A 16739-nucleotide genomic window follows, 5' to 3' on the forward strand; every position below is an offset into this window, starting at 1 on the left:
CGTAGGTGCCGAGTCTGGGAGTCGGCTGTGCATCGCGGGGAGGCGAGCCCCGCGCATCCGCGGACGGGGCCGGTCGCGGCCTCAGCCCGCGAGGCGCGCGTGCAGGTGCATGTCGTGCCAGCCGTCGACGTGCTTACCGCTCTCCCTGAGCGTTCCCTCGGGCGTGAACCCGGCTGCCAGCGCGACCTTGCACGACGCCTCGTTCCGCGTCGAGTGCACGAGCCGCAGCCGGTGCAGGCCGAGGTCCCCGAACGCCCAGTCGACGAGCACCCCGACCGCGCGCGGGGCGACCCGACGTCCGCGCGCCGCCGGCAGGACCCAGTAGCCGACCTCTCCCCCGCCCTCGTGCAGGTCGAGGTGGTGCAGAGCGACCCGGCCGACCACGGCCCCCTCGGACTCGACAGCCCAGTCTCCGGCGGCCTCCTGCTCCCAGCGCTCGGCCCGCGAGTCGATCCAGTCCTCCGCCTCGGCGAGGTCCTCCATCACGCGAGCGTGCCAGAGCTGGATCGCCTCGTCCTGGTACGCGGCGAGGATCGCGGGGGCGTCCGCGCGATCCCACGGGCGCAGCGTCATGCCGTCCCCCGCGAGGACCGGCATGGGCTGGGCGCTCAGGCGGCCGGGCGGGACGGTGGGCGTGGTGAGGATCGGCACGCCCGCGATGATGCCACGCGGTTGCGAACCGGTCACGGTTCCGTGGGTGTCCTCGCCGCGCTCAGGACGGCGCTGCCAGGATCGCTCCATGTCGTCGAACCCGGGGCCGATGCCGCCGCTGTCACCCGCCGAGCTCGCGCCCCGGCGCCGCGGGTGGGGCCCCTTCCTCGCGTGGTTGCTCGGCGCCGTGGGCCTCGGTCTGGCTGCGGCGTGCGTCTGGGGAGCGGTCGCGGTCCTGGGGCCATACCTGTCGTACGACCGGCCCGAGCTCATCGACGATCCCCCGATGATCGCAGCGCTGGCCGAGCCCTGTGCGGCCGTCCAGGCTGCTGCCGCAGAGGTCGACCTGTCGGCGCCGGGGACCGAGCAGGCGACGCGGCTCGCCGACGTGGTCGTCGCGATCGGCGGCCTTGCCGCCTCGGTCGGGGCGCTGCCCGCCGACCTGGTCGACGGCGACCTCCCGACCCGGTACTGGGTGATCGACTGGGAGACCCTCGGGTCGCGCATCACGGACTACTCGGTGGCGCTCACGAACGGGGCACAGGTCGAGCTCGACACCCCGGTCACGGCGGACGGCTTCACCATCGTGACGCGCATGGACGTCGCCGCTCCGCTCGGGTGCGGTGTCCCCGCCGTCCTCGTGGCCCTGGACCCGACACCGCCCCCGGCGCCGTCGCTCGAGGACTGAGCGTCGAGGCCCGCCACCTGCACCAGGGCCGAGGCAGCGTCTGGATTGAGGAGTTGCTAAACTCACCAAGTCCCCAGGAGGTCCTGTGCCCACCACCGCCACCACGGCGCCGCTCTACGCGATCAAGGCCGAGCTGTTCCGCTCGCTCGCGCACCCCACCCGCATCCAGGCCCTCGAGGTGCTCAGCGCCGCGCCCCACCACGAGGCCCCCGTGTCCGACCTGCTCGCCGCGACCGGAGTCGAGGCCTCGGTCCTGTCCCAGCACCTGGCGGTCCTCAAGCGCGCCGGTGTCGTGGAGTCGTCGCGCACGGGCAACACCGTCGTCTACCGGCTGAGCCGGCCCCTGGTCGCCGAGCTGCTCGTCGTGGCGCGCGCCTTCCTGCGCGAGACCCTCGACGCGTCCGGCCGCCAGCTCGCGGCCGCGGACGAGCTGCCCCCGCTCCACGGGGAGAGCGAACGGACCGGACAGTGAGCCGGGCGGGTCGCTCGGTACGCGACCTGCTGCCTTCGCGCGCCGACGTCGACCTCAGGCCGAGGACGCTGCGCTCCGACCTGCTCGCCGGGATCACGGTCGGCGTGGTCGCCCTGCCCCTCGCGCTGGCATTCGGCGTGAGCGCCGGCGTAGGCCCCGGCCCCGGCCTCGTGACGGCCGTGGTCGCGGGCATCGTGGCCGCGGTGTTCGGCGGCTCGCGCGTCCAGGTCAGCGGGCCGACCGGCGCGATGGCCGTCGTCCTGGCCCCCATCGTCGCCCAGCACGGCCCCGCGGCCGTGCCGCTCGTCGCGATCCTCGCGGGCGTCGTCGTGCTCCTGGCCGGGGTGACGCGGCTCGGCCGCGTCGTGACCTTCATCCCGTGGCCCGTGGTCGAGGGGTTCACGGCCGGGATCGCCGCGATCATCTTCCTCCAGCAGGTGCCCGCAGCCCTGGGCGTCACGGGCGCGGTGGGAGGCAACCCGCTGCGCGTGGCCGTCGACTCCGCCGTCGCCGCGTTCGGGGACGGTCCGACCGTCCTGTGGACCCTCGGGACCGTCGCGCTCGTGGCCGTCGTGATGCTGGCCCTCCCCCGCCTCGCGCCCGCACTGCCCGCCTCGCTCGTCGCCGTCGTGCTCGCGACCGTGGTCGCCCAGCTCGTCGGCGCCCCCGTCGCACGCATCGGCGCGCTCCCCGACTCCCTGCCGCTGCCGTCCGTGCCGCACCTCGACGCCGGGATGCTGCGGTCGCTGATCGGCCCCGCGGTCGCGGTCGCGGCGCTCGCCGCGATCGAGTCCCTCCTCTCGGCCCGCGTCGCCGCGGCCATGCCGTCCCCCGCGCCGGCCGGGCGGCGCGGGGCGACCGGGAGCGCGACCGTGCCCGACGACGCGACCCACCGCTACGACCCCGACCGGGAGCTCGTGGGACAGGGGCTCGCGTCGATCGCGAGCGGCGCGTTCGGCGGCATGCCCGCGACCGGGGCCATCGCCCGCACCGCGGTCAACGTGCGCGCCGGGGCCCGCACGCGGCTCGCGGCCGTCGTGCACGCGGTCGTGATCCTGGGCGTCATCTACCTCGCGACCGGCCCCGTCTCCGCCATCCCGCTCGCCGCGCTGTCCGGGGTCCTCATGGTCACCGCGGTGCGCATGGTCTCCGTCTCGACCCTCCGGGCCGTGCTGACCTCGACGCGCGCGGACGCCGTGGTGCTCGTCGTGACAGCGGTCGTGACCGTCGCGGTCGACCTCATCGAGGCCGTGCAGATCGGGCTGCTCGTCGCGGCCTTCTTCGCGCTGCGTTCGGTCGCGAAGGCCGCCGCGGTGCACCGCGAGCCCCTCCCGGGGCCGGCCCGTCCGGGCGACGAGCACATCGCGCTCTACCGGCTCGACGGCGCGATGTTCTTCGGTGCCGCCGACCGCATCCACGCGCAGATCCGGGACGACCAGGACGCCCTGGTCGTCGTCCTGCGGCTCTCGCACCTGCGTCTGGTCGACGCGACGGGCGCGCACGCGCTCGGGGAGCTCGTCGCGGACCTCGAACGCTCGGGCGTCACGGTCCTGGTCAAGGGCATCCAGCCCGCCCACCTGCCCGTGCTCACGCGCGTCGGCGTGCTCGACGAGCTGCGCCACGAGAAGCACCTGTTCGAGAACCTCCCGCCCGCGATCGAGCACGCACGCTCGCACGTCGCGCGGGCTCAGGCGGGGGCCGGGGCCATGACCCGGCCCCCGGCCCCTGCCGCGGTCGCTGCTCCCGGGAACGCCCTCAACGGTTGACGTCGAGCGTCAGCACGACCGTGACCGTGTCGCCCAGCTTGACGTCCTCGGCCGCGCGGATCCGGTCCTTGAGGGGGACGACGTACAGCCCGTCCTTGGCGAACAGGGACGTGGTCCACGTCGTCGCCCCGATCCGGGCCGAGACGGGGATCATGCCCCAGCCGTAGGTCACGAGCGACGCGACCTCGCGGATGCGGGCGCTCTCCGCGTCGGGCACGGACACGAAGTGGAAGGGCGCGGGTCCACGCCAGTGCCACACCTCGCCGACGGCCTCGATCTCCATCCGCCCAGCATCGCCCCTGCGCGCGGAGCCCGCCGCACCGACGCCCGGGCGGGCACGTGTCGACGCGCGCCCGCAGGTACGAAGGCTGGCAGACTCTGCCTCCATGACGCCCGACCTCGCCATGCTGCGCGACCTCGTCGAGTCGACACCGGAGATCCGGCGGTGGCCGGGGGACGGGGCCTCTGAGAGGTGGGTCCGGGCGGCCGAGGCCCAGGTCGGACAGCTCCCGGCGTCGTACCGCTGGTGGCTCACGGAGGCCCGCACGAGTCGCGTCGGTCACGTGGACGTCGCCTCGCTCGTGGACCCGGAGCACGTCACGGAGGCCGACGACGCGCTCACCGCCGAGTGGCGCCTCACTGGGGACAGGTTGTGCTTCGCGAGCGACCCGACGGCGCGGAGACCTTCTCCTTCGCGCTCGACCGGACCAGCGCCAGCGGTGAGCACCTGGTCGTGCGCGTCGACGGCATCGACGGGTCCGAGGAGGTCGTCGCCGAGACGTTCGCGGGGTTCGTGTCCGTGCAGGTGGCCCTGCTGCGCGGCCTGGGTGACGGACCGAACCCCGTGGTCGCCGAGCTCTGGCGCTCGACGCCGGGCATGCTGCGCCCCGACGGGATCACGGTCCACGGCCCGCACCGCTTCTCCGAGGTCAACGCAGCGCACGACGTGCCGCACCTCGCACCCCACTGGATGCTGGTCGGTGAGGACGGCGAGGAGGCGGGTCTGTTCGTGCGGCGTCACGGCCGCGACCGGACGAGCGTCCACCGCCTCGACCTCGCGGCGTTCGCGAGGTCACGCCCCGGCGAGGGCGGGTCGCGCATCGAGGCCGAGGGCGAGCTCCTCACGACCGACCTGCTCGGCCTCCTCGGGGGCGACTCCACCGCCTGAGGGCGCCGCGCGGGGCAGGTCGGTCGCCGTCGGGCCGACTGACCGCCGCCTAGCGTCTCGTCGCGGCCGCCACACCTCGCTCGAACGCGCCCGCGAGCGCCGCGCGCACCGCATCCGGCTCGGCGGGCACGCACCGTGACGCCACGGTCGCGGCCAGCTCGGCGAGGTAGGGCAGCAGCGCGTCGAGCTCGGGGGTGGCCGCGTCGAGCTCGCCGGCGGGCATCACGACGGTCGCCGTGATCCGTCGCCGGGACCGGGAGAAGCGCACGTTCCGCACCCCCGCCTGGCCTGCCGAGGGGGTGATCGAGCCTCCGAGCGCGAGCATCACGTCGAGCTCGTCGAGCCCGGGGACCTCGATCGGGGCGCACTCGGTCTGGAGCGCCCGCCGCAGGACGATCGCCGCGGCGAGGTCGCGCTCGGGGCCGCCCAGGATGTTGCGCTGCGTGAGGATCATCTCTCGCCCTCGGGCGTTGCGAGGTCGGGAACGTTCTGGTCGAGCAGGTCCGCGAAGGTCTCCGCGAGGACGTACCGCTCCCCCGTGTCGTGGTCGGACGTCACGACCGGCCCGTCGTCCGTGACGACGAGCGGGTTTCCCGACCCGTCGAACCCGATCACGAGGCCTTCCTCCGCGACATCCCAGCCGTCCGCGCGAAAGGTGCGCGTCAGGGTCGCGACGTCGGTGTCCTCGAGCAGCGGGGCGTTGCGCAGCCCGTGGACGGGGACACCCACGAAGCAGCCGCCGTGCCGCCCGACGAGCTCGACGTAGCCCGGGTCGAGTTCTACCCCGAGGCCGCGCACGGCCTCCTCGAGCTGGGCGCGCGTCGCGGGCTCACCCGCACCGTAGAGGGCGACGGCCGCGTCGAGCCGGGCCAGGAGATCGGGTGGGAGCGCCATGCCGGCCACCGTAGCCGCGGGGTGGGACCCCCGCCCGACGGCGCCGCTCACGCGGGTGCGCGCGTCACCGGTGAGCGTGACGATGGGTGCGACACGTCCCGCCCCTGACCCGCGAGGTGCACCATGACCAGGTTCGTCGTCGACGCCGGCACCGCCCTGCGACTCGTCGCGGAGGACGCCCAGGTCCCGGACGCCCACGGGCTGCTCGCCCCGACGCTCCTGCGGTCGCAGACCCTGTCAGCGCTGCACGAGGCCGTGCACCACGGCGATCTCTCGGCCGAGGTCGGGCGCGAGCACCTGGCGCGCGTCGACCGCCTCCCGGTCAGGTTGTTCGGGGACGCCGTGCTGCGTCGTACGTCGTGGAAGATCGCCGACGAGCTGGGCCTGGCCTCGACGTACGACGCCGAGTACGTGGCCCTCGCCCGGCTCCGGGGCATCGCGCTCGTGACCGCGGACGCCGACCTGGCCCGTGCCGTCGTCGGGGTGACCGAGACGGCGCCGTACGAGGCGCTGCTCGACGCGGAGGCATGAACGACTCCACGGCTGCGGCGCACCGGCCGAGCCGGACAGCCGGTAGTGTCGCTCTCTTCGGCGGGCCTGCTCGCTGGAGTCTTGAAGGAGTGCCATGCTCCCTGACCCCGACGTCACCGCAACAGTCGCCAGGATCTCGACCCTGTTCTCGAGGGCGACGGCCCGCCCCGACGACCGCGGGTGCGGTCGCTGCTTCAGCGACGAGGAGAGCGCGCTGCTCCGTACCCCGAACCGGCCGCTCCCGGACGACCTGGTGCTGCGGGTCGCCGCGAAGGACCCGCTCCACTGGGCCGACCAACCGAGGGTCTTGCGCCGCGTCCTCCCGAGGCTCGTCGTCCTGCTCGTCGACGGCGTCGACATCGACGCCCGGTGGTGCGCCAGAGGCCTGGCCGCAGCCCGCTGGTCCACCTGGCCCGCTGACGAGAGCGAGGCCGTCGAGGCCTTCCTCAATGCCTGGTGGACGCACACCCTGAGATCGGGCGCGTCGTTCGAGCGGGTCGCAGAGGTCTTCATGAGCTGCGCGATCGCGGGCCTGCTCGTCGATCCCTGGCTCGCGACCTGGGACGACGAGGCCGCGAGGAGCAGCGTCGTCCGCGAGCGCCGCGAACGCTGTATCGAGGACTGGTGGGAGGACCTCGACCGGGTCGCGTCCCCCTTTCCCTGCTGGTGGGGCACGGACGAGAGCGAGGAGAGAGCCGTCAAGACCTTGCGGTCCTGGATGGGCTGCGCCGAGCGATCCGTTCACTGACGAGGCTCAGGGGCTCGGTGCCTCCAGGCGGTCGAGCGCGCCGATGCTCGCCTCGATGATCTGCGCCTGCGCGTCGGCCCGGCTGGTTGCCGGCTGACCGTCTCCCGGTTGCTCGCCGTAGTCCGCGAAGAAGGCGTGGACGCCCCCTGGTACCTCGACGAAGTCGGCGGTGGCGGGCAGGTCGGCGCGGGACGCCTCGATCTTGTCGGGCGTCGTCAGGCCGTCGCGCGATCCCCACACCGAGGTCACCTCGACGTCGGCCGTGCTCATGTCACCCGACGGGTACGAGGCGTGCAGGAGCAGGCCGGTGACCTCGTCGTCGTGCGCGGCGGCGAACGACGCCGCGACGACGCCGCCCAGGGAGTGACCGCCCACCGCCCAGGTGTCGACCTCGTCGAACGCTGCCATCGCCGACGCCGACTGGTTCGGCGACGTGAAGGCGATGCCCAGCGGTTCCTTGAGCGCCACGACCAGGTACCCGGCCTCGGCGAGCGGGCGCAGCACGGCGGCGGTCGCACGCACGTCCACCCGGGCGCCGGGCGAGTAGACCAGGCCGGTCGTCGCCGCCCCGTCCTGCGGGACGAACGCGATCCAGCCCGCCTCGTCGCGGACCTCGACCGAGCCGTCGCTCTCGAGAGCTGCGAGCGCGGGCGCCGTCGCGGGGAAGGGCCGGAGCCACACGACGGCCGCCGCCAGGACGACCAGGAGGGCGATCCCGACACCCACTGCGACCCCACGCAGGACCCGGCGAGCCCGCGGTCGCCGTGGCGAAGGACCACGATCACGTCGGCGGCCACCCAGGAGGGCCGCCGCGAGGACGAGCAGGCCCGCGACCACGCTCGCTCCGAGGACCGCAGCGAGCGCCCAGTGCTGGTGGCGGACGGTGTCGCCGGTCGTCGCGACGACCCAGACGGGCGCTGCGACCAGCGCGACCCCCAGGACGACGAGCAGCAACCGCCCGAGGGTCGTGGCAGGAGATGTCCTAGGCGGGACGGGCGGATCTGCCTCGGTACCCGATGCCGCGCTCGACGTGTTCACCGGTGCTCCGTACTTCTCGACGACGCCACAGGGGCTGGGCGTCCGTCACGCTAGCAGCAGCGGGTTCGGCGACGAGGTCGGCTCCGTGCGGTGCGCGCGCGGGACGACGCCTCCTCTGGACACACTGGTCCGGGCGCGCGCGATGAGTTCCGGGAACGCCCAGGGTCTACCCCGACGACAGCACGAGACGGGCCGCGAGCAGACCGGGCCGCTCGACCGACCGAGAGGCTCCGCCATGACCGACATCGAGACCCGCACGCTCGAGGCGCCGGGTGCGACCGTGACCTACGACGTCCGCGGCGACCTGAGCGCCGCCACCGCCGAGGTGCCCGCGCTGCTGCTCATCGGCTCGCCCATGGGGGCCGACGGGTTCGGCACGCTCGCCTCGCACTTCACCGACCGACCGGTCGTCACGTACGACCCCCGCGGGGTCTCGCGCAGCGTCCGGCCCGACCCAGGGGCGCCCGTCCGCCCCGAGGACCACGCCGACGACCTGCACCGCGTGATCGACGCCCTGGGCACCGGGCCCGTCGACATCATGGCGAGCAGCGGTGGGGCGATCAACGCGCTCGCCCTCGTGGCCGAGCACCCCGAGCAGGTACGGACCCTCGTGGCCCACGAGCCGCCGTCGGGCCCTGCGCTGCCCGACCGCGACGCCGCGCTCGCCGCGGTCCAGGCCGTGGCGGAGACCTACCGGACCCAGGGGTTCGGCGCCGGCATGGCGCGGTTCATCGCCCTGACGAGCTGGGAGGGGCCCTTCCCCGACGACGTCACCGAGCTCCCTGCGCCGGACCCGGCCGCGTTCGGCTTCCCCGCCGAGGACGACGGGAAGCGCGACGACCCGCTGCTGGGGCAGAACCTCATCTCGTGCACCCACTACGAGCCTGCGTACGACGCACTCACCTCGGCCTCGACCCGCGTGGTCCTCGCCGCGGGCGACGAGTCGGGTCAGCAGATGGCCGCGCGCGCAGCGCGAGCCATCGCGAAGAACCTCGGCTCCGAGGCGGTCGCGTTCCCGAGCGGGCACGGCGGCTTCCTGGGCGACGAGTACGGGATGCCGGGCGACCCCGCGGGCTTCGCCGCGGCGCTGCGGACCGTGCTCGACGGCGACGGTCCGCGCTGAGGATCTCTCGGAGGGCGGCGGCCTCCCGCGAGGTGAGCCCGCCGCCCGGGTGAGCACCGTCGTCGGGCACCGCTCGGCGCGCGTCCCCAGATGCCAGCAGCGGCGACCGCGAGGACCATGGCCGCATGACGAACCTGCTGACCGCCGACCCGCCGCCCGACACCGTGGCCCGACGCATCGGGCGCATCGCGCTCGGGCTGAGCCTGGTCTTCGCCGGGATCGGGCACCTGACGTTCTCGCGGGACGAGTTCCAGGCCCAGGTCCCCGACTGGTTCCCCGTGAACGAGGACGTGACGGTCCTCGCGTCGGGGGCCGTCGAGATCGCGCTCGGCTCGTCGCTCGTCGTGCTCTCGCGCCGACGCGTCGCGGTGGGGCTCGTCGCGGCCGCGTTCTTCGTCGTGATCTTCCCCGGGAACATCGGTCAGTGGCTCGAGCACAAGGACGGGTTCGGGCTCGACACCGACGCCAAGCGGCTCGGACGACTGTTCTTCCAGCCCGTGCTCGTCGCGTGGGCGCTGTGGTCGACGGGCGCGTTCACGGCGCTGCGCACGCCGCGGGACTGAGGAGACCTACCGGTGCGACGCAGCGTCCCCCGACACCGCGGGCATGCCCAGCGCGGCGTCGACGAGCGTCTCCGCCGCGGCACGAGCGCGCGCCGCCACGGCAGGGTCCCCCGAGATCGCGGCGGTCGTCTGTGCTCCCTCGGCGAGGATGACGAGCTGACCTGCGAGCGCGGGAGGGGCCCCGACGTCGTCGACCAGTCGCGCGACGAACTGCTCGAACGAGGCCTTGTGCGTGCGGACGGCGTCGGCGACCGCAGGGTGGGTGGTCCCGAGCTCGCCGAACGCGTTGATGAAGGCGCACCCGCGGAAGTCGTCGGCGCAGAACCAGTCGGCGAGGTAGTCGTAGATCGCGAGGAGCCGGGCGCGCGGGTCCGGCTCGCCCTCGACGCGCTCGGTGATCCCCCGCTCCCACTGCTCGTGCTTGCGCGCGAGCACGGCCAGGACGATGTCGTCCTTCGAGGGGAACGTCGCGTACAGGCGCCGCAGGGACACGCCCGACTCGCGGCGCAGCTCGTCCATGCCGACGGCCGCGTAGCCCTTGGCGTAGTAGAGGCGGTCGGCGGCGTCGACGATCTTCTCCCGGGCTTCCTCTGCAGTCATGCCCACCATCCTACTTGCACCGAGAACGATCGTTCTCTAGAGTCAGGACCAGCGGCGAGAACGATCGTTCTCACGCTCCAACCGTGAAGGGACGCATCATGGGCCAGATCACCTCCGGCAACGAGAACAGCACCCCCGTCGAGCTCTACTACGAGGACCACGGGACGGGGCAGGCCGTCGTCCTCGTCCACGGCTACCCGCTCGACGGGAACAGCTGGGAGCGTCAGTCGCGCGTCCTGCTCGACGCCGGGTACCGCGTCATCACCTATGACCGCCGCGGGTTCGGTCAGTCGAGCAAGGTCGGTACCGGTTACGACTACGACACGTTCGCGGCCGACCTCGACGCCGTCCTCGAGACCCTCGACCTGCGCGACGTGATCCTCGTCGGCTTCTCCATGGGCACGGGCGAGCTCGCCCGCTACGTCACGAACCACGGCCACGACCGCGTCGCCAAGCTCGCGTTCCTCGCCTCGCTCGAGCCCTTCCTCGTCCAGCGCGACGACAACCCCACGGGCGTCCCGCAGGAGGTGTTCGACGGGATCGCCGAGACGGCCCGCGCCGACCGCTTCGCCTGGTTCACGCAGTTCTACAACGACTTCTACAACCTCGACGAGAACCTCGGCGAGCGCATCTCCCAGGAGGTCGTCACCGCGAGCTGGAACACCGCGACCGGCTCGGCCCCCGTCGCCGCCTACGCCGTCGTGCCCACCTGGATCGAGGACTTCCGCGACGACGTCGCGGCCGTCCGGGCGAGCGGCAAGCCCGCGCTCATCCTGCACGGCACGGCCGACCGCATCCTGCCCATCGACTCGACGGGCCGTCCGTTCCACGCGGCCTTCCCCGAGGCCGACTACGTCGAGGTCGACGGCGCACCGCACGGCCTGCTGTGGACCCACGCGGAGGACGTCAACCGGGCGCTGCTCGCGTTCGTCCAGAAGTAGCCGTCGCCCCGCACGGCGCACCGGGCCCCGTGGTCCGGTGCGCCGCGTCGGCGTGCGGGGTGGGCGACCGCCGGGCTACACGGTCGCGGGGAACGCCTTGCGCGCGACCACCACGACGACGAGCCCCACGAGCACCAGCGCCGCCCCCACGAACGGCAGCCACCCGGCGCCGTACCCCGCGAGCACCGCGCCACCGAGGGCCGCTCCCCCACCGATCCCGATGTTCGCGGTCGAGTTCACGAGCGCTCCCACGACGTCGGGCGACGCACCGTGCGTGCGGATCGCGGCCGTCTGGAAGATCGACGCCACGCCGCCGAATCCCGCTCCCCACACCGCGGCGGCCACGAGCACCGGGGCGAGGGCGGGGAACGCGAGGCCCAGTGCGCACAGGCCCAGCGTCAACGTCACCAGGACCACGAGGACCGTCCTGCGCGGCCGACGGTCGAGCGAGACCCCCGCGTACCAGGTCCCGACCAGCCCCAACGCGCCCAGCCCGAGCAGCACGGGTCCCACGCCCGCGACCGAGAGCCCTGCGGCCAGGAGCAGCACCGACACGTAGGTGTAGACCGTGAACTGCCCCAGGTAGACGAGCGCGTTCGCGGTCGAGACCACCGCGAGGCGCGATCGTCGGGCTGCCTGCCCGTGATCGTCTCGCCGCGCGCCGCCTCCGCCCGTGACGGCCGGCAGGAGCACCGCCACGAGGACCGTCGTCAGCGCGCAGACCCCGGCGAGCACCGCGAACGCGGTCCTCCAGCCCACGGCCGCGCCCAGCGAGGTCGACAGCGGGACGCCGAACACGAATCCCGCCGACGCCCCGGCGGTCACGAGCGCGAGCGCACGTCCCGTGAACAAGGGCTGCACGAGCCGCGCGCCGTACCCGATGCTCACCGAGAAGAACAGGGCGTGCGCGATCCCTCCGACGGCTCGCCCCGCCGCGACGACCGCGAACGACGGCGCCACCGCGACGAGGGCGTTGCTCACGGTGTACGCGACGAGCGTCCCGAGCAGCAGCCCCTTGCGCGGCAGGCGCACGGTCGCGAGCGTCAGGGGCACCGCGAGCGCGGCGACCATGAACGCGTAGACCGTCACGAGCAGGCCGGCGGTCGACTCCGTGACGTCCAGCTCGTCGCTCATCAGCGGCAGCAGGCCCACCGGGAGGAGCTCGGTCGTCACGGCGAGGAAGGTCGCGAGCATGAGCGCGAGGATCCCCCCGGCGGCGTCGCGCACGGTCCCCGGGCGCCAGCCGGGCCCGGTGGTCGGCGCAGCATCGGTCACCCAGGCATCTTGGCACGGTACGTCCCCCTCCTCGCGCCGCGAGGCAGGGACGGTGCCGCGAGGTCACACCTGGGGTGCGAGGTCGCACCTAGGGTGAGGAGCAGGACCCGAGGAGACGGGAGGCGCTCATGACCGAGGCCGTCCTGCTCGCCCTGCCCTTCCGCGACCGCTGGCTCGTGCAGAACAGCCCCGCCCGGCGCGTCCCGAGCCACGGGGTCGACCTCCTGGGCGAGCGGTACGCGATCGACTTCGTCGGCGTCGACGCACGGCACCGCACGGCCGCGGTGCGTGACTGGCGCACGCTCCTCGCGACCGAGCCGCCCGAGCGCTTCGTCGCGTTCGGGCGCCCGATCCTCGCGCCTGCGGGCGGTGTCGTGGTCCAGGTGCACGACGGCGAGCACGACCACGAGGCCCGTCGCTCCCAGCCGGCCCTCGTGCCCTACGCGCTCGGGGCCGCCGGGCGCCTGCGCGAGGGCGTGCACGCCGTGGCGGGGAACCACGTGACGATCGCGCTCCCCGGTGCCCGGGCGTTCGTGTCGCTCGTGCACCTGCGGCGCGGGACCGTGCAGGTCACCGTCGGCGACGACGTGCACGTGGGGCAACAGCTCGCCGAGTGCGGCAACTCCGGGAACTCGACCCAGCCGCACGTCCACGTGCAGGTCGCCGACAACCTGGACCTCACGGTCGCCCAGGGGGTCCCGGTCGCGTTCCGCGACTTCCGCGAGTGGCTCCGCGGCCGGGGCGAGCCCCTCGACCGGGCGACAGGACTGCCCGGCGAACGCTCCGTCGTCGAACCCCTGCCCGTCGCCGAGGCCTGACGGGCACGGGCCACCCGGGGCATGCGCGCAGCGGGGCTAAACGCTTCACCCCCTGGCCACCGACGCCCCGTGCTCCTCACCATGGGCCGGGTCCGCACGACCGTGCGGACGATGCCGCCAGAGACGAGGACGTCCGATGAGCCGCACCCCCCTCCCACCCGACGTCGCCCCCGGGCGCCTCGCCCCCGTCGTCGCGGGCCTCACGACGGCCGCGCTGCTCGCGACCCTCGCGGCGGTGGGCGTCGGAGCCGTCGCGCGCACGGCCCACGCCGCCGAGACCCCGGGCATCCATGTCGCCGACGGCCGGATCGTCGAGGGCGACGGCACCGACCTGGTGCTGCGCGGCGTCAACCACGCGCACACCTGGTTCACGGGCCAGACCTCGTCGATCGAGGCCATCAAGGACGCGGGCGCGAACTCGGTGCGCGTCGTGCTCTCGAGCGGCGACCAGTGGACGCGGAACACCCCCGAGGACGTCGCGCACATCGTCGACCTCTGCGAGGAGAACCGGCTCGTGTGCGTCCTCGAGGTCCACGACACCACGGGCTACGGCGACCAGTACGCGCCCGCGGCGGGCACGCTCGACCAGGCCGTCGACTACTGGGAGGACCTGTATCCCACGCTCGCGGGGACCGAGGACTTCGTCATGGTCAACATCGGCAACGAGCCGTTCGGCAACGACGCCGCGACCAACACGCGCTGGGGTGCGGAGACGTCCGCGGCGATCGGGCGCCTGCGAGACATCGGGTACGAGCACGCGATCGTCGTCGACGCCCCGAACTGGGGGCAGGACTGGACGAACATCATGCGGGCCGAGGCCGACGAGGTCTTCGCGTCCGACCCCGACGCCAACACGATCTTCTCGATCCACATGTACGGCGTGTACGCGCAGGCCTCGACCGTCACGCAGTACCTCGAGCACTTCGTCGACGCCGGGGTGCCGTTGATCGTCGGGGAGTTCGGCTGGCGGCAGACGTCGTCGGACGTCGACGAGGACGTCGTGCTGGCCGAGGCCGAGCGCCTCGACCTCGGGTGGCTCGCCTGGTCGTGGAGCGGCAACACCGACCCGTACCTCGACATGGTCCTGGGCTTCGACCCGGCGAACCCGAGCGCGTGGGGCACGCGCATCGTCGACGGGCCCGACGGCCTGCGGGACACCGCGGTCGAGGCGTCGTGGTTCGGCGGCACGGTCGAGCCCACCGAGGAACCGACCGAGGAGCCCACCGAGCAGCCGACCGAAGGGCCCGAGGACTGCACCGCGGCGCTGCGCATCGTGGGTTCGTGGCCCGGCGGATGGCAGGGCGAGGTCACGGTCACGGCGGGGTCCGCGCCGGTCGACGGCTGGTCGGTCGGCGTCCCGCTCCCGGCGGGAGCCTCGGTCACCCAGCTCTGGGGCGGGGTCCGCACGTCCACGCACGACGGCGTCGTCGTGACCCCCGCGGCCTGGAACGGGACGCTCGCGGCGGGCGGGGCGGCGACGTTCGGGTTCATCGGGACGGGTGCCGCGCCGTCGGGCACGGGCGTGACCTGCGCGGGGTCCTGCGAGCCGTGATCGGCTGCAAGGCTCCGAGACATGTCACGATCCAAGCCAGCCTCCCCCGCCATCGTCCGGCAGCAGCAGGTCTTGCGAGACGGCCTGCCCTTCCACGACACCCAGGACTTCGACGACGCAGATCGCGGGCTCGTCGCCCGGCGCACACCGAACGCGGTGACCGCCGCAGACGGCCGCGTCGTCTGGGACGACGACACCTACGACTTCCTCCAGGGCGATGCCCCCGACACGGTCAACCCGAGCCTGTGGCGCCAGTCCCGCCTCGTCGCGACGCAAGGCCTGTTCGAGGTCGTCGACGGCATCTACCAGGTGCGTGGCTTCGACCTCTCCAACGTCACCTTCATCGAGGGCGAGAGCGGCGTGATCGTGCTGGACCCCCTCATCTCGACGGAGACCGCCGCGGCGGCGCTCGCGCTGTACCGCGAGCACCGCGGTGACCGCCCGGTGACCGGCATCATCTACACCCACTCGCACGTCGACCACTTCGGCGGGGTGAAGGGGGTCACGACCCAGGAGGACGTCGACTCCGGGCGCGTCACGGTGGTCGCCCCCGAGGGGTTCACCGAGCACGCCGTCGCCGAGAACGTGTACGCCGGCAGCGCGATGGCGCGGCGCGCGGGTTACATGTACGGGGCCGCGCTCGCGCGGGGGCCGCAGGGCGCGATCGGCGCCGGACTGGGACAGACGACCTCGATCGGGACGGTCACGCTCATCCCGCCGACCCTGTTCGTCACGACGACGGGGCAGGAGGAGACGGTCGACGGCGTCCGGATGGTCTTCCAGATGGCGCCGGACACCGAGGCGCCGTCGGAGATGCTCATCTGGTTCCCGGACCACAAGACCCTCTGCGCGGCCGAGGACGCCACGCACACGCTGCACAACCTCCTGACGCTGCGTGGCGCTGTGGTCCGCGACCCCCACGTGTGGTCCCGCTACCTCACCGAGTCGATCGACCTGTTCGGCCAGGAGATCGAGGTCGTCTTCGCGTCCCACCACTGGCCGACGTGGGGCAACGAGCGCATCGTCGAGTACCTCTCGCTCCAGCGTGACCTGTACGCCTACCTGCACGACCAGACCCTGCGGATGCTGAACCAGGGGCTGACAGGGGCCGAGATCGCCGAGCAGATCGTCCTGCCGCCGGTGCTCGAGCAGTCCTGGCACGCACGCGGTTACTACGGCTCCGTGAGCCACAACGTCAAGGCCATCTACCAGCGGTACATGGGCTGGTTCGACGGCAACCCGGCCCACCTGTGGGAGCACCCGCCGACCGAGAAGGCGCAGCGGTACGTGGACTTCATGGGCGGAGCGGACGCGGTCGTGTCCAAGGCGCGCGCGGCGTTCGACGACGGCGACTTCCGCTGGGTCGCAGAGGTCGTCAACCACGTCGTGTTCGCCGACCCGGACCACGCGGCCGCACGCGAGCTGCTCGCGGACACCTACGAGCAGCTCGGGTACGGCGCGGAGAACGGCACGTGGCGCAACTTCTTCCTCAGCGGCGCGACCGAGCTGCGGGACGGCAGCTTCGGCACCCCGACCGAGACCGCAGCACCGGACATCCTCGCCGCGCTCAGCCCGACCCTGCTCTTCGACGCCCTCGCGGTCCAGGTCGACGGGCCTCGGGCCTGGGACGAGAACCTGTCCGTCGACGTCGTCCTGACGGACACGGGCGACCGCTACCGCCTGTGGCTGCGCAACGGCGTCCTCACGTACAGCGCCGCACCGCAGCGAGGCGAGGCGGACGTCACGCTCACGACCACGAGGCGCGCGCTACCGGTCCTCGCGAGCGGGGACGTCACACCGGACACCCTCGCCCGGGCGGGCATCGAGCTGACGGGCGACGCGACCGTGCTGGGTCGGCTCGCCGCCCTGCTGGAGCCGGGGGACCCGGACTTCGCGATCGTGACCCCATGA

19 protein-coding genes are annotated in these 16739 nt (G+C 73.5%); 12 read left to right on the forward strand and 7 right to left on the reverse strand.

Features of this window, described 5'->3' with window-relative positions:
• Positions 1 to 81: 81 nt before the first annotated feature.
• Entirely contained in the window at positions 82 to 651 is a 570-nt protein-coding gene (locus tag H9641_RS05300) for a GNAT family N-acetyltransferase (protein ID WP_191801689.1), read from the reverse strand.
• 88 nt (positions 652 to 739) lie between these two features.
• On the opposite strand from H9641_RS05300, the gene H9641_RS05305 reads away from it, so the two are divergent.
• The 3 genes from H9641_RS05305 (at position 740) to H9641_RS05315 (ending at position 3577) form a co-directional block, all read left to right on the forward strand.
• Positions 740 to 1339: a hypothetical protein gene (locus H9641_RS05305; protein ID WP_191801691.1), complete on the forward strand. Its 600-nt coding sequence runs from the start codon at positions 740 to 742 to the stop codon at positions 1337 to 1339.
• A gap of 85 nt (positions 1340 to 1424) precedes the next feature.
• On the forward strand, positions 1425 to 1811 hold the full coding sequence (locus H9641_RS05310; RefSeq protein ID WP_191801693.1) for an ArsR/SmtB family transcription factor: 387 nt from the start codon (positions 1425 to 1427) through the stop codon (positions 1809 to 1811).
• On the forward strand, positions 1808 to 3577 hold the full coding sequence (locus H9641_RS05315; protein WP_191801695.1) for a SulP family inorganic anion transporter: 1770 nt from the start codon (positions 1808 to 1810) through the stop codon (positions 3575 to 3577). The genes H9641_RS05310 and H9641_RS05315 overlap by 4 nt, the downstream gene beginning before the upstream one ends.
• Here H9641_RS05315 and H9641_RS05320 read toward each other — a convergent pair.
• Positions 3567 to 3860, reverse strand: a complete 294-nt coding sequence (locus H9641_RS05320) for a DUF1905 domain-containing protein (protein WP_191801697.1) — start codon at positions 3858 to 3860, stop codon at positions 3567 to 3569. The two genes, H9641_RS05315 and H9641_RS05320, sit on opposite strands and share 11 nt — an antisense overlap.
• Before the next feature lie 369 nt (positions 3861 to 4229).
• On the opposite strand from H9641_RS05320, the gene H9641_RS05325 reads away from it, so the two are divergent.
• Entirely contained in the window at positions 4230 to 4745 is a 516-nt protein-coding gene (locus H9641_RS05325) for a hypothetical protein (RefSeq protein ID WP_191801699.1), read from the forward strand.
• Between the two features lie 49 nt (positions 4746 to 4794).
• On the opposite strand, the gene H9641_RS05330 is transcribed toward H9641_RS05325, so the two are convergent.
• Both H9641_RS05330 and H9641_RS05335 read right to left on the reverse strand, forming a co-directional pair.
• The gene (locus tag H9641_RS05330) at positions 4795 to 5199 is read right to left on the reverse strand and encodes a hypothetical protein (RefSeq protein WP_191801701.1); all 405 of its coding nucleotides are present in this window, start codon (positions 5197 to 5199) and stop codon (positions 4795 to 4797) included.
• Positions 5196 to 5639, reverse strand: a complete 444-nt coding sequence (locus H9641_RS05335) for an SMI1/KNR4 family protein (protein WP_191801702.1) — start codon at positions 5637 to 5639, stop codon at positions 5196 to 5198. The genes H9641_RS05330 and H9641_RS05335 overlap by 4 nt, the downstream gene beginning before the upstream one ends.
• A gap of 123 nt (positions 5640 to 5762) precedes the next feature.
• Between H9641_RS05335 and H9641_RS05340 the strand changes: the two genes are divergently transcribed.
• Together H9641_RS05340 and H9641_RS05345 are read left to right on the forward strand one after the other, a co-directional pair.
• Positions 5763 to 6170: a type II toxin-antitoxin system VapC family toxin gene (locus H9641_RS05340; RefSeq protein WP_191801704.1), complete on the forward strand. Its 408-nt coding sequence runs from the start codon at positions 5763 to 5765 to the stop codon at positions 6168 to 6170.
• Positions 6171 to 6264: 94 nt separating this feature from the next.
• Complete coding sequence (locus H9641_RS05345; protein WP_191801706.1) at positions 6265 to 6918, forward strand: hypothetical protein; 654 nt, start codon at positions 6265 to 6267, stop codon at positions 6916 to 6918.
• Between the two features lie 6 nt (positions 6919 to 6924).
• On the opposite strand, the gene H9641_RS05350 is transcribed toward H9641_RS05345, so the two are convergent.
• A complete protein-coding gene (locus tag H9641_RS05350; RefSeq protein WP_225220029.1) occupies positions 6925 to 7872 on the reverse strand; it encodes an alpha/beta hydrolase in 948 nt (315 codons plus the stop codon).
• Positions 7873 to 8191: 319 nt separating this feature from the next.
• On the opposite strand from H9641_RS05350, the gene H9641_RS05355 reads away from it, so the two are divergent.
• Entirely contained in the window at positions 8192 to 9079 is an 888-nt protein-coding gene (locus H9641_RS05355; protein WP_191801708.1) for an alpha/beta fold hydrolase, read from the forward strand.
• 125 nt (positions 9080 to 9204) lie between these two features.
• A complete protein-coding gene (locus H9641_RS05360) occupies positions 9205 to 9642 on the forward strand; it encodes a DoxX family protein (RefSeq protein ID WP_191801710.1) in 438 nt (145 codons plus the stop codon).
• Positions 9643 to 9648: 6 nt separating this feature from the next.
• Here H9641_RS05360 and H9641_RS05365 read toward each other — a convergent pair whose 3' ends face one another.
• Positions 9649 to 10242 (reverse strand): TetR/AcrR family transcriptional regulator, encoded by a 594-nt coding sequence (locus H9641_RS05365; RefSeq protein ID WP_191801712.1) that lies wholly within the window; start codon positions 10240 to 10242, stop codon positions 9649 to 9651.
• A 98-nt stretch (positions 10243 to 10340) separates the two neighbouring features.
• Between H9641_RS05365 and H9641_RS05370 the strand changes: the two genes are divergently transcribed.
• A complete protein-coding gene (locus tag H9641_RS05370) occupies positions 10341 to 11183 on the forward strand; it encodes an alpha/beta fold hydrolase (protein ID WP_191801929.1) in 843 nt (280 codons plus the stop codon).
• A 75-nt stretch (positions 11184 to 11258) separates the two neighbouring features.
• Here H9641_RS05370 and H9641_RS05375 read toward each other — a convergent pair whose 3' ends face one another.
• The gene (locus H9641_RS05375; RefSeq protein ID WP_318244388.1) at positions 11259 to 12458 is read right to left on the reverse strand and encodes an MFS transporter; all 1200 of its coding nucleotides are present in this window, start codon (positions 12456 to 12458) and stop codon (positions 11259 to 11261) included.
• 128 nt (positions 12459 to 12586) lie between these two features.
• Between H9641_RS05375 and H9641_RS05380 the strand changes: the two genes are divergently transcribed.
• From H9641_RS05380 to H9641_RS05390, 3 genes are all read left to right on the forward strand, one after another.
• Positions 12587 to 13276 (forward strand): M23 family metallopeptidase, encoded by a 690-nt coding sequence (locus H9641_RS05380; protein ID WP_191801714.1) that lies wholly within the window; start codon positions 12587 to 12589, stop codon positions 13274 to 13276.
• A gap of 136 nt (positions 13277 to 13412) precedes the next feature.
• Complete coding sequence (locus tag H9641_RS05385; protein ID WP_191801716.1) at positions 13413 to 14828, forward strand: cellulase family glycosylhydrolase; 1416 nt, start codon at positions 13413 to 13415, stop codon at positions 14826 to 14828.
• A 21-nt stretch (positions 14829 to 14849) separates the two neighbouring features.
• Positions 14850 to 16739 (forward strand): alkyl/aryl-sulfatase, encoded by a 1890-nt coding sequence (locus H9641_RS05390; RefSeq protein ID WP_191801718.1) that lies wholly within the window; start codon positions 14850 to 14852, stop codon positions 16737 to 16739.

The sequence above is a fragment of the Oerskovia merdavium genome, from assembly GCF_014836755.1.
Classification (GTDB): domain Bacteria; phylum Actinomycetota; class Actinomycetes; order Actinomycetales; family Cellulomonadaceae; genus Oerskovia; species Oerskovia merdavium.